Source organism: Faecalibacterium sp. OF03-6AC (genome assembly GCF_003478175.1).
Taxonomy (GTDB): domain Bacteria; phylum Bacillota; class Clostridia; order Oscillospirales; family Ruminococcaceae; genus Faecalibacterium; species Faecalibacterium taiwanense.
The window spans coordinates 1-12,749 of record NZ_QUEN01000006.1 but is presented as its reverse complement, the minus strand read 5'-3'; the positions used below and the strand labels follow the sequence as shown (position 1 = coordinate 12,749).

General features: G+C 57.5%; 11 protein-coding genes and 1 pseudogene. 3 read left to right on the top strand and 9 right to left on the bottom strand.

Features of this window, described 5'->3' with window-relative positions; genetic code table 11:
- Positions 1-20 precede the first annotated feature (20 nt).
- The 3 genes from DXA66_RS08070 to DXA66_RS08060 form a co-directional block, all read right to left on the bottom strand.
- Positions 21-1,184 carry a pyridoxal phosphate-dependent aminotransferase gene (locus DXA66_RS08070; RefSeq protein WP_044953423.1) on the bottom strand — a complete coding sequence of 388 codons (1,164 nt, stop codon included), beginning with the start codon at positions 1,182-1,184 and terminating at the stop codon, positions 21-23.
- Between the two features lie 292 nt (positions 1,185-1,476).
- Positions 1,477-2,169, bottom strand: a complete 693-nt coding sequence (locus DXA66_RS08065) for a peptidoglycan-binding protein (protein WP_118528088.1) — start codon at positions 2,167-2,169, stop codon at positions 1,477-1,479.
- Positions 2,170-2,172: 3 nt separating this feature from the next.
- Positions 2,173-4,236, bottom strand: coding sequence for a peptidoglycan-binding protein (locus tag DXA66_RS08060; protein ID WP_371682335.1), 2,064 nt, complete (start codon positions 4,234-4,236; stop codon positions 2,173-2,175).
- Positions 4,237-4,393: 157 nt separating this feature from the next.
- Here DXA66_RS08060 and DXA66_RS14760 point away from each other — a divergent pair.
- A pseudogene (locus DXA66_RS14760) lies at positions 4,394-4,510 on the top strand (hypothetical protein); the annotation flags it as partial.
- Positions 4,511-4,633: 123 nt separating this feature from the next.
- Here DXA66_RS14760 and DXA66_RS08055 read toward each other — a convergent pair.
- The 6 genes from DXA66_RS08055 to DXA66_RS08030 all read right to left on the bottom strand — a co-directional run bounded on the left by DXA66_RS08055 (position 4,634) and on the right by DXA66_RS08030 (position 11,174).
- Positions 4,634-5,644: a LacI family DNA-binding transcriptional regulator gene (locus tag DXA66_RS08055; protein ID WP_097778204.1), complete on the bottom strand. Its 1,011-nt coding sequence runs from the start codon at positions 5,642-5,644 to the stop codon at positions 4,634-4,636.
- Positions 5,645-5,864: 220 nt separating this feature from the next.
- Positions 5,865-7,037 carry a Gfo/Idh/MocA family protein gene (locus tag DXA66_RS08050; RefSeq protein ID WP_097778203.1) on the bottom strand — a complete coding sequence of 391 codons (1,173 nt, stop codon included), beginning with the start codon at positions 7,035-7,037 and terminating at the stop codon, positions 5,865-5,867.
- A 5-nt stretch (positions 7,038-7,042) separates the two neighbouring features.
- Positions 7,043-8,128, bottom strand: a complete 1,086-nt coding sequence (locus tag DXA66_RS08045) for a Gfo/Idh/MocA family protein (protein ID WP_118528086.1) — start codon at positions 8,126-8,128, stop codon at positions 7,043-7,045.
- 21 nt (positions 8,129-8,149) lie between these two features.
- Positions 8,150-9,433, bottom strand: coding sequence for a TRAP transporter large permease (locus DXA66_RS08040; RefSeq protein WP_097778201.1), 1,284 nt, complete (start codon positions 9,431-9,433; stop codon positions 8,150-8,152).
- 18 nt (positions 9,434-9,451) lie between these two features.
- Positions 9,452-9,985, bottom strand: coding sequence for a TRAP transporter small permease (locus DXA66_RS08035; protein ID WP_097778200.1), 534 nt, complete (start codon positions 9,983-9,985; stop codon positions 9,452-9,454).
- A gap of 127 nt (positions 9,986-10,112) precedes the next feature.
- A complete protein-coding gene (locus DXA66_RS08030) occupies positions 10,113-11,174 on the bottom strand; it encodes a TRAP transporter substrate-binding protein (protein ID WP_158576352.1) in 1,062 nt (353 codons plus the stop codon).
- A gap of 503 nt (positions 11,175-11,677) precedes the next feature.
- Between DXA66_RS08030 and DXA66_RS08025 the strand changes: the two genes are divergently transcribed.
- Positions 11,678-12,307: a GntR family transcriptional regulator gene (locus DXA66_RS08025; RefSeq protein WP_243089061.1), complete on the top strand. Its 630-nt coding sequence runs from the start codon at positions 11,678-11,680 to the stop codon at positions 12,305-12,307.
- Between the two features lie 120 nt (positions 12,308-12,427).
- Positions 12,428-12,749: FAD-dependent oxidoreductase (locus DXA66_RS08020; protein ID WP_347562867.1), on the top strand; the 322-nt coding region annotated here is incomplete at its 3' end.

The window sequence follows — 12,749 nt, the reverse complement described above, 5'->3', positions numbered from 1 at the left end:
GCATGGACGTTCCCGTTTTTTTAGTTCAGGATACCGCTTGCTTTGATGGACTGCACCGCCTCGGCAATGCGCTCCGGCGGCAGGGTGAGGGCAAAGCGCACGTAGCCTTCGCCCAGCGGGCCAAAGCTGGAACCCGGCGTGCACAGCACACCGCTCTTTTCCACAAGGTCAAGACAGAAGTCCATGCTCTTTGCGTACTTTGCCGGGATGGGTGCCCACACGAACATGCTGCCGTGACTGTCCGGCACATTCCAGCCAATGGAACGCAGGCCGCCGCACAGAGCGTCGCGGCGCTGCTGGTACAGGCCGCACTGCGTTTTTACCATGTCCAGCGGGCCGGTCAGGGCGGCGATGGCCGCTTTCTGCACCGGCAGGAACATGCCAAAATCGATCTGGCCGCGCAGTTTCTTGAAGGCGGCTACCACGTCCCTCCGGCCCACAAGAAAGCTGATGCGGGCACCGGTGACGTTGAAGCTTTTGGACAGGCTGAAGAACTCCACGCCCACATCCATGGCACCCGGCGTATTGAAGAAGCTGTTGCCCACGGCACCATCAAAGATGATGTCGCTGTAGGCGTTGTCGTGGATGATGAGAATGTCATACTTTTTGGCAAAGGCCACCAGCTCGGCGTACAGCTCCGGGGAGCCGACGCTGCCCACCGGGTTTGCGGGCAGGGAGACGATCATATACTTTGCCTTGCGGGCCACATCCTCCGGGATGTCCTTCACATAAGGCAGGAAGCCGTGCTCCTTGGTCAGCGGGTAATACCACGGCTTTGCGCCGCCCAGCAGACTGCCCGCGATGAACACCGGGTAGCAGGGAGTGGGCAGCAGCACGGTGTCGCCCTCGTCGCACAGCACCATGCCGATGTGGCCCACGCCCTCCTGACTGCCCGCACAGCTGGCCACCTGATCCGGGGTGATCTCCACATGAAAGCGGCGCTTGTAGTAGCCGCACACAGCATCCAGCAGCTCAGGTAGGTCGCGCAGGCTGTACTTCCAATTCTGCGGGTCGGCGGCTGCGTCCATCATGGCCTTGCGGATGTGCTCGGCAGGCGCAAAGTCCGGCGTGCCGACGCTCAGATTATAAATGGTACGGCCCTGAGCTTCCAGAGCTACCTTGCGTTCGTTCAGTGCGGCGAAGATCTCGTCGCCGAACAAGTCCAGTCGTTTGGAAAATTCCATGATACAATACCCCTCAAATCCTCTTGCTTTCAACATGAACCATTTTAATAATAGAGCTATTTTAGCACGTTTTGCCTGACTGCGCAACGAAAAGGGCAGATGGGGGAGAAAGTTTCAACTTTCGGTGATGGGAAGCGAAGGATGTTTCACGGGGAAACTCCTTCAGTCAAATCCTTTGGGTTTGCCAGCTCCCTCAATGAGGGAGCCTCTGGCGAAGAGGAAAAGCTTGCGGTTTTGCCAAAGGCCCCATCTCCGAGGGGGCTGGCACCGAAGGTGACTGGGGGAGTTTCTGCTAATCGATCGTCGTTTTTGTCCGTCCCACGCCGATGACGGCGGTGCTGATCTTTTTCCAGCTGTTGCAGCCGCACACACCGTCCACACGCAGGCTCGTGCGCCGCTGGAAGCCTTTCAGCGCTTCCTCCGTCCGGGCACCAAAGATGCCGTCGATGCGGCTCCCGGTCTGGTAGCCCAGCGTGGAAAGCGCGTCCTGCAGGATCATCACATAGCAGCCGCGGCTGCCGCGCCGCAGGGTGGGGTAGCCTGCTGTGGTGCCGCTGCAGGCAGGCGTGCCGTAGCGGCGGTCCATGTGCACCCATGTGGGGGTCTGGCTCAGCGGCTCCACATAGCCCCATGCACCGGTGCCCCGGGCTGCGTTGTAGATGGCCGTGCGAGCAGTCTGGGTCAGGCTCTGGCCCACGTCGAAGGATACGCCTGCGTAGTGCTGGCTGCGGGTGCCGTGCCCGCCCTCCCAGATGCGGCGGAAGGCATACCCCACCGGGATGCCCTTGCCGTACTTGCGGCGGGTCAGGTTCCATGCTTCCATGGCTGCAATGGTGGTCCACAGGGTGGGGCTGGCAGATTTACCCCGGAATTCCCGCACCCGCAGGGTGGTGCCGGTGCTGTAGGGCATGGGGTCGTTCTCGTTCAGGTTTGCATAGGTGTATACCTTGTTCTCGTAGGCATCATAGATCAGAAGTCGTGCCATCGCTCATTCCTCCTTGCTGCAGTGTGGGCAGCTCTGGGCCTGCAGCGCGGCCCATGTTCCACGGTCCACGGTGCCGGTCACCAGCAGCCCGGCCCGCTGCTGTGCCAGCCGGACGGCGGCAGTCTCTTCCGGGCCGAAGCGGCGGTTCTCGGTCACATAGCCCTCGGTGCAGTACAGGCAGGAACGCCCGTTCAGCCATGTCTCCACCTGCGCCACGTCCGGCCCCACGCTGCCCGCGCCGATGGCCCGGCCCGGGTAGACCGGGCCATGCCCGATGCTGCGGTCGGGGTTGGGCATTTCGGCGGCGAGCTGCAGGCTCAGCGCTTCCACAGCTGTCCATGTGTCGGCATCCGCAATGCCGGTCTCGGGCAGGCCCAGCAGCTCCTGTGCGCTGCGGGTGGCGGCGGCAGTCTCGTCGGTGTACTGGTCGGAGAGGGGCGGGTTCTCCACACTGGTAAAGTAGTAGGCAATGCGCTGCAAAAGCAGGCTGTAGTAGAGCACTGCACTGCCGGAAGACCCCACTGCGAGCGGGGTGCCGGGGTAGGGCAGGCGTTTCAGGGTGACCACCGGCCCGGATGCCCGCAGAGTGGATGCATTGTCGTACAGGCTGTTCCATGTGGTACGTCCTACGATGCCATCTACAGTCAGCCCCGCAAAGCGCTGGTAGGCCCGCACGGCAGCTTCGGTGGAAGCACCGAACTGTCCGTCGATGCCAATGGCCGGGATGCTGCTCTCGTAGGCGCTCATGAGGTAGAGGTAGAACTGCAGCTCCCGCACCGCTGTGCCGGAAGAGCCTTTGCGCAGCACGCCCGGGTACTCGCCGGGGCGCAGGCTGGACGACAGCAGCTTGTTGGCGATGTCGTTGTACACCTCGTATAGCTTGTTCCATGTCGTGCGGCCCACTACACCGTCGCTGGTCAGGCCAAAGTAGGTCTGGAACCGCTTGACTGCCGCTGTGGTGGCACTGCCGAACTTGCCGTCTACCGTGATGTTGTTCAACTTCGAGTACACCGTGCGCGCGATCTTGAGCCAGAACTGCACCAGCCGCACATTCTGTCCGCTTGCACCCTCCCTCAGAGCGGTGCCGGGGTAGGCATTAGGGGTGCCGTTGTCGGACTGGATGCTGCGGAACTGGTCGTACAGCTCGGTCCATGTGTCACGGCCCACCACGCCGTCTACGGTCAGGCCGTATTTGCGCTGGAAGGCCCGCACCGTGTTGGCCGTTCCAGTGCCGTAAACGCCGTCCACTGTTAACGATGGGATGGAAGACTCATACTGTGCCAGCGTATTCAGCCAGAACTGCAGCTGTTCCACGGCGCTGCCGGTAGAGCCGGTGCGCAGCACGGTGCCGCCCCATGTGCCGTCCGAGAGAGTGCCGCTGGATACCTCGCCCTCGCTGGTCAGCTCCGCAAGATCCTTGACCGACACATAGATATAGCTGATCTTGTACCATGTCTGCCGTCCAACTGCACCGTCGGCGGTCAGGTTGAACTGCTTCTGGAACGCCCTGACCGTGGCGGCCATCCTGGCCCCGAACACGCCGTCCACAGTCAGCAGGCCGAGGAAGGGATAGTCCTTGGTGATGCGGTTCAGCTGGCGCTGCAGGGTGAACACCGCTGTGCCGCTGTCGCCCTGCCGGATGGGCGAACCGGGGTAGCTCTGGGGGATGGACTGGATGTTCGAGGTGCGGATGATCTCGATGTCGTTGCCGTAGTAATACTTCAGGATCTGCAAGGCGTTACGGCCCTGATTGGCCAGCGTCACGGTGCCCCACTGCTTGAGACCCGGGCAGGTGACCGATTTACCGTCGCAGTATTCAGAGTAGTAGGGGTTTACGGTGCCGGTCTTGCGGATATAGGTGTTGAAGATGTCGTCGGTGATGCGCACCATCACATCGAACACCGTGCGTCCGTGAACGTAATACTGGTCGTAGCTGGTGGAGTTGGTAATGTTGAAGGTGTAGCCTTTGCTGGGGTACCACTCGGTGTAGATGCGGTTGAGTGCCAGCGAGATCTGGCAGTGGATGTTGGCTCGCAGGGCCTGCTCCGGCCAGGTAGGGCAGCACAAACCAAAGAAAAAAATAAACGCACGATCCCCCCCCGAAAAACAGCAGTTTTTCAAGTTCTGAACCGTGCTTTCAAGCTTTTTTGGGCGGTGCGCGACCGCCTGCGGGGGTGCAACCCGGCGTTTGCCGGTATCGGCATCATTTTCGGGTTTGGCATGGATGTGCAGGACTCCGTCCAAAACGTTGGGATCCGGTGCCCCGGAGGATGCCGGGCAGTTGACATGCTGCTGCCGCGATTCGCCGAAACTGGCAAAAAGCCACCGCATCCACCGCATTGCTTCTCCGGCTGTCTCTGCCGGTGCTTATGGCTGTCCGCCGGACGGGCCTGCCAAAATTACAGTGGATACAGTGGCTGATTGGCTGCAAAGCCATGCCAACGATGATAGGAAGGGCATCTTCTTACCGGGTGGTTTTGCGGTACACCACCGCCGAGGAGACAGTGAGCTCCGAGGGAATACGGTGATTTTTGAGTTTGTGGATCAGCATGGAAACTGCGGCCACACAGGCTGCCTCCACACTGTTGTCCACGGAACTCAGCTCTGGGGTGCAACTTTCCGTAAGGTTCGTGTTGCCAAAACCGATCACACACAGATCGTCCGGCACTGCAATGCCGTGCCGCTGGGCATACTTGAGTACACCCACCGCAATGCTGTCCTCGGTGGCAATTACACCGTCGAACTTCAGCCCTGCTTCGGCCAGTCGCTCGACCTCGGCAGCACTTTCCTGAATATCCAGCGAACAGGAGCAGATGTACTCCTGCCGCACGGTAAGCCCGTTCTGGTGCAGAGCCTCCTGATAGCCCTCCAGCTTGCTGCGCACACTGCCGGTCATGTTGTGGTGCAGAAACAGGATGTCTTTGGCACCGCTCTTTGCCATCTGGTTCACCGCCTGAAACGCGCCCTTGCGGTCACCGCAGCGGAAGGAGTATACGTTGGGCGCATCAATGTAGCCATTGACCAGAAAAACCGGTACCTGCTGAGCAGCCTTGATGATACAGGCATTCTTTTCCGGGTCGCCTTCCACAAAGAAAGAACCCAGCACCACAATGGCATCCACGCGGCGGTCGCACATGGTCTGCAGGCAGCTTGCCTTATCCTCCATATCGTAGCCCACGCAATAGATGACGGTATCATAATCAAAGCCGCGCAGCTCCCGCTGTACATAACCGATCCCCATGGAAAAATTGCCGCAGGCATTCGGGTCGGAGGGGTCCACGCACAGGATGCCCACAGTACGCATGGTATCATGGCTGAGCCCCTGTGCGAAGGCGTTTGGGATATATCCGCTTTTATGGATCACATCCAGCACTTTTTTGCGGGTAGCGGGGCTGACCTTGCTGCTTCCGTTGATCACTCTGGATACCGTGGCAGCAGATACATTTGCCTCTCTGGAAACGTCGTAAATGTTCATCTGTACGCAGGTTCCTTTACTTGGATTTGTTGGTACAAAAATACCATATTCACGGCAGCAATGTCAAGCTGCCGTGAACCATTTTTGCGTCCGGAACTGCCGGGTGTGCAAAGATGGTCCCGCGCCGCCGCTGCATCCGAAAAACACCCCTTGCGCAGGAGCTTCCACGCAAGGGGTGTCTGGGAACAATGACCGGTTCAGCCGACAGATCACTGCCGCATCACTTGCCCACGTCACGCCCCAGCGTGATAGGCTTTGCACCTACAAAATTTTCAACGCTGCGGTGTTTTTCGTGGAAGTGAGGCATCACCTTGGCAAAGCCGCCCCGCTGGTAGTACACATCGTCACCGGTAAGGGGCAGCGTGACGGTGGTGCCCGTGTTGGCGGATTTGTAGATGGCAGTGATCAGCTCAATGGTCTTGCGGCCTTCGGCACCGTCTACAAACAGAGCTTCTTCCCCACGGATCGCCCGCAGGAAGTTGAGCAGCTGGGCAGGGTGGCCTTCACGCTCGAGATCGGGCAGATCATCGTAATATTTTTGCAGCTTTTCCTCTTCTTCCCGATTTTCCTCGGGGAAGCCGTTGACCATGGAGGCGTTGGACGACACGTTCCACGGCACTGCAATGCTGGCCTTTTCGCCATTGAACTGTATCTGCTGCGCTTCGTCATGGTTCACGATGGAGGTGGTAAGCCGCACCAGCTTGTCCGGATAGTTCAGGATGGCAATGCCCAGATCCTCGCATTCGGAGTTGTCGTGCCCTACATTGCGGATGACCGCGTACACGCTTTCCGGCATTCCAAGCATCCACTGCATCAGGTCGATATGGTGCACACCGTGGCTCGCCATCGCGCCGGAGGACTCCTTATCCCATGTGCCTCGCCACCACAGGTCGTAGTAGCTCTGTCCGCGCCACCACAGCGAATCCACAGTGGCAAACAGCACCTTGCCGATGAGCCCCTCGTCCAGGATCTTTTTCACCTTCTGGTTGGGGGTCTTGCAGCGATTCTGCACCACCACGCTTAGGAGCTTTCCGCTTTCTCTGGCTGCGGCGATCATGGCATCGCACTCTTCCAGTGAGCAGGCCATGGGCTTCTCACAGATGACATGGCAGCCGCTGCGCAGAGCTTCCACGGCGATTTCCGCGTGCATCTGCGGCGGCAGGCAGATGGACACTGCGTCGATGCCGCCGGAAGCAATGGCTTCCCGGCAGTCCTTATAGGCTTTTGCGGCGGTCAGCCCGTTTGCCTGAATGAGCTGTTCGGCTTTTTCCGGGAAAAGGTCGCACACCGCGCACACCTCGCACAGATCCGGATACTGCAGATAGGCCTTGATATGTACATCTGCGATCGCGCCTGCACCAATAATGGCGATTCGGATTTTTTTCTGTTCCATCAATTTCACCTCTTAAAGCCAACTTTTTCCGCTTCGCGTTCTGCCTGGATCGCAAGCTCGATCACACGGAAGATGTAATCCTGCTTCATCACCAGCTCGGTGTGATCCAGACAGTCACGGATCATGCCGCCAAAAAAGGGAAAACCGCACTTGCCGCTGGCGCAGCAGTGATGCTCGCCTTCGTGGTCAACATAATACACCTGATCGCCTTCTGCGTTGTTGGCGATATCAATATACTTTCGGATCTCAATGTAGCCGTCCGTGCCCTCGATGATGGTGCGACCATCACCCCATGCACCCAGCCCCTTCGGGGTGAACCAGTCCACCCGGAAGTAACCGGTCACACCGTTGTCGCATTCGATCATGCAGTCGCCAAAGTCCTCGAGTCCGGGGCGGCCCGGATGATTGTAGTTGCCTGCGCGGCTGTGCACGATGCGGGCATCTTTGGCTCCGGAAAAGAATATGATCTGCTCGATCTGGTGACAACCGATGTCCGTGAGGATGCCGCCGTAAACATCTTTCTCAAAAAACCAGTCCGGACGACTGCTCTCAGGGCCCATGCGGTGGGGGCCCCAGCCCATTACCTGCACGACCTTGCCGATCTTGCCCTGTTCCAGCAACTGCTGTGCATACACCGAACCTTCCACATGCAGACGCTCGCTGAAATAGCAGAAAAACTTCTGCCCGGTCTCGCGCACCGTCTGACGCACCTGCTCCAGATGCTCGAGCGTGATCAGCGGCGGCTTGTCCACAAAAAAATCCTTGCCGTGGCGCATAGCCTCCACGCCCAGCGGCCCGCGATCCAGCGGGATGGATGCCGAAGCGATCATCTTCACATTGGAGGCGTACACCTCATCCTTGCTCGCCGCAGCCTTCGCCGAGGGGAACGCCTGTTGGAATTGCGCCACCTTTGCAGGGTCGGAGTCGTACACCAGCGTGATCTCGGCACCCGCCTCGGTCAGACCGTTGCACATGCCGTAGATGTGACCATGGTCCAGCCCGATGACTCCTACGGGGAAGTCACCCGGGGCGCATACCGGCTTTGACCTGCCCTTGGGTGCATACATTGCTCCATCTTTTTTTTCCTGCATAAGGATACCCCCTTTTCTTTATCAGCCGTAGATGAGACCCGGCAGCCAGGTGACCAGCGGCGGGAATACGAATGCCAGCGCAACGACGATCACGACGGTCGCGATGTAGGGCAGCAGAGGCTTGGCCGCTTTTTCTACCGGAAGTTTTGCCACGCCGCAGGAGATGAACAGGAAGGTGCCAACCGGCGGGGTGATCGCGCCCAGCTGCATGACGATGACCATGGGAACGCCGAACTGAATGGGATCAAAGCCCAGCGAGTTGCCAATGGCAAGCACGGTGGCTGCAAACATGGCAATGATGACAGTGGGATCCAGGAACATGCCAAGGATCACAAATGTCACGATGAGGAACAGCACTGCCAGCACCGGGCTGCCCAGTGTGTTGACCGCAAAATTCTGCACCTCGGTCTGGAAGTGCAGGCGCACCAGCACATTGGAAAGCACACCGGCACCCACAATGGTCATGTACACCACAGAGGTCGTCACGGCAGAATCGATCAGGATGCCGGGAATGTCGCTCCACTTCAGAGTCTTGCTGATGCAGAAGCCATACAGCAGACCGTACAGGATGGCCAGAACACCGGACTCGGTGGGCGTAACGATGCCGAAGCAGATGCCGCTGAGAATGATCAGGGGCATCATCAGTGCTCCCAGAGAATGCCATGCGGTCGTCAGCAGATTCCGGAGAGAGAAGCGGGTGCGGGGAATGTCATATTTGCGCAGCCGGTATTCCAGATACACAACACCCATCTGCAGGAGTCCCAAAAGAATGCCGGGCACCAGTGCACCCATGAACAGACGTCCCACGGGCACCTCTGTATAATAAGAATACAGGATCATGGCGATGCTGGGCGGAATGATGGGCGACAGCATGGAGGAGCCTGCGGTGACTGCCACAGAATAATCTTTGTCGTATCCCTGCTTTTCCATGGCAGGGATCAGCATGCCGCCAATGGCTGCAGCATCGGCGCAGCCGCTGCCCTGAATGCCGCCAAAGATCATGGAGGTAAGCACGTTCACATGACCAAGACCGCCGGGCAGCCAGCCAACGGCTGCATCTGCAAAGTTGACCAGCTTGTCGGTGATGCGAGCCTTCATAATGATGTTGCCCGCGATGACAAAGTATGGGATGGCCAGCAGCGAAAGGCTGTTGGCGCTGCCGAACATCTTGATGACGGTAAGTCCCAGCGAGTTGCCGCCTAACGTAAGGAACAGGATGCCGGTGATCAGCAGCGACATAAAAATGGGAAATCCCAGAAAGATAAAGGCAAGCAGAACAATAAAAATCAAAAATACGGTAAGCATCTGTGTCCTCCCTCCTTCTCAAAACGCGCCGGTCACATTGTCGTCCTCACCGGGCGAGGAAGCAAACGGGTTTTTGCCGAACACCAGGATCAGAATATATTCGTAAAGAAGATACGCACATCCCACCGGGATCGCTGCATAGAACCATGCATTGGAGATGGGCAGGTTCTGCAGGAAACTTGTGCGCATTTTGATCGTTTGCTGAATGCCGATCACGATCAGCAGAACCAACGTAGCAATGACGATCACCTGTGCGGCCTTGTGCAGGATCCGGGATGCTTTGGCGGGCAGATATTTCTCTGTAAAGCTCTCCAGACTGACATGCGCATCCTGCCGTACGCCAAGCCCCGCCGCCAGAAATACTACCCAGATCGCCAGCATTTGCATCATCTCGTTTACCCATGAAAACGGACGAAGAAACGACACACCTTTGATCAGGTAGCGCAGAACGACATTCATTGTGCACATGCCCATCATGGAAACCAGCAGTGCGACCAGTACGACCGACCGGACCCTATTCAGGATCTTATCAATTTTTCTCAGTGCATTCAAAGCAGACACCTCCTGCCGCAATGATTTTGTGTATCACCAAAAAAGTCCGGGCTGAAAATTTCTGGTTCCAGAAAGATACAGCCCGGACAACTCCATTCAAAATACAGGGATAGCCGATGCCGGCTTTTTACTTAATGGAGAGCAGCAGGTCAGTGAACTTGGCCCAGGCATCGCCCTTTGCGCGATACTCGTCCAGCATCGGTGCACAAGCATCCTTCCATGCCTGAATATCGGCAGGCTCGGTGACCTCCACGCCATCCTTCTTCATCTGCTCCAGTGCGTCCTTCTGGGCATCGTCATCAATGGACTCCTGATAATCCACGGCTTCCTTCACGCAATCGGTGACGAGGGTGCGCACATCTTCCGGCAGAGATTCCAGCCAGTCGGTGTTGAAGAAGAAGTAAACGCAGGCAATGATATGATTGGTGATGGCCAGATACTTTGCATTATCCTGCAGCTTGGACGCATTCAACATCACGGGAGAGCCTTCGCAGCCCTGACAGACATTCTGCGAAAGGGAAGTATAAATATCGTTCCAGTCCATGGTGATGCCAGCAGCGCCCAGACACTCGAACATTCCGTTGTAGATGGCGTTGGGACCGCGCATGACCAGATCTTTCATATCGGCCAGCGTCTTTACGGGCACGGTGGTCAGCATATCGCGGGAGCCCATAGACATGCCGCCCATGCCGCTCAGGCCGATGGTGTTTGCCAACTCGTTCACCTGATCCTCGGCACCCTTCAGCACACGGCGGTACTGATCGTTATCCTCAAACAGGAAGGGGAACTCGAACATCTGCATCTGCTCCAGACCGTCGTATGCACCCGGGCCGGTGCCGGGAGTGGACAGGACCAGCTCCAGATCGCCTGCAATGGCCATTGCCACCTGCTCAGCCTGACTGCCCAGCTCAGAACCGTAGTTTGCCGTTGCTTTGATCCGACCGGCACTCTTTTCGTTGACAAGCTCCACAAACTTTGCCAGCGCCATGCCGATGGTGCTTGTGGCTGCCTGATTGGAAGAAGCACGCAGAGTGTACTTCTTTCCGTCCGCTGCAGGGGCTGCACTTGCACTGCCGGAAGCTGCAGTGCCGGCAGTGCTGCCGGAGCTTCCGCCGCAGGCATTCAGTCCGACTGCAGCTGCCGAGATGCCGGTGATCTGCAGGAAACGGCGACGAGAGATCTTTTTCATTTCAATAGCCTCCTTGTTTTTTGTCCTCTTGTATTCGTGTGGAAAGCTCCACCTGAGACACGGTTCGTTTCGGCCATCGGCATGGCCTGCGGAGTTCAATGGAAACATTGTGTATCCGCTTTCATTGCGATTTCATAATACGGCTTTGCTCCTTTTTTGTCAAGTATTTTTTATTCTTTTTATCAATTCTTAGTTTTTATGGTCGTTTTGACTGATTTTTGCCTTTATTTTTGGCGGATTTGTTTTAAGGAAAGTCTCTCAGCGTTCTTTGAAAAGAAACGCGTTTCATTCACAATTGCACTTCTTCCATGGCAGAACGGGTGTGGCGCGCTTCCATTATAATAGGGGGCTCTGCGCTGACGGATACAGAGCCGATGCCCCGATTTTCGGATTTGACAACCTGCCCTGAAATCGCGTATAATGCAAAAAGCGATCAAAGAAAGGAGCGGTGAACAATTGTACGGACTTCTGAGCGCAGAAACGGTGAATCTGCCAAGAACTATGTGCTACGCGTTCTGGTGGACAACATTGTCAACACCTGTCTGGAACCCGGAGAAAAACTCAACGAGCCGGAATTGTGCCAGCAGTTGGGAGTCAGCCGGATGCCCTTCCGGGAGGCAGAGTTGGAGCTGGTGCAGCGGCGGCTCATCGAGATCCGTCCGAAGATCGGCACCTATGTCTCCCTCATCGACGCGGAGCTGGTAGAGGAGGTGCGGCACCTCCGGGCGGTGCTGGAGATCGATCTGTCCGAGATGGCCTGCCAGATGCTGAACAATCAGCAGCTGGACCACCTGTGGGAGAATGTGGCGCTGTGGCAGATGTACATTCAGCGAGCGCAGGAGGAAAAGATCTTTGCGCTGGACAAGGGATTCCACCGGCTGCTTTATGTGCAGTGCGGCTGCCCGTACTGGTACGATCTGGTGGAAAATCTGGCACCTCATTTTGACCGCACCACGGTGCTCAGCTTCCGCTGCCGTCCGGCAGAGGCCATTCTGGACGACCACACCAGTCTGCTGAAGGCCATCGAAGCAAAGGATGCTGCCGCTGCGCGGACCGTTGCCGCCCGGCACATGCAGCGGTATACCGAAAACCTTGCCACCATCCGGGAGTCCTTCCCCCAGTATTTTAAGTGAATATCCCCGAATTTCCAGAAGCTCTGTCGTTTTTTCCAAAGGACAGAGCTTCTTTTTGTGCACGTTTTTTGCCGAAACGGCTTGACAATCCCGACTGCAAGATGTATTTAAAACGATGAAATATATTTCAATAAGGTAGAGGCTATCACCCGGGAAAATGAGCTGTACTACCTGCATACTGCCCACGGCGATTTCTGCACCCGCTGGGTGGTCAACGCCGCTGGTCTGGGCGCAAAGCAGATCTCCGACCTGCTGGGCCTGACCGGCTACCGTGTCATCGGCTCCCGCAGCAACTACATCATCCTGCACAAGCGCATGGGCAAGCTGCTGCCCATGCCGGTGTACCCGGTGCCCAGCAACACCTACATGGGCATCCACATCACCCCCACCGTGGACGGCAACGTGACTGCCGCATCGTGGTGCGCCAGAACGGTGTGGAAGT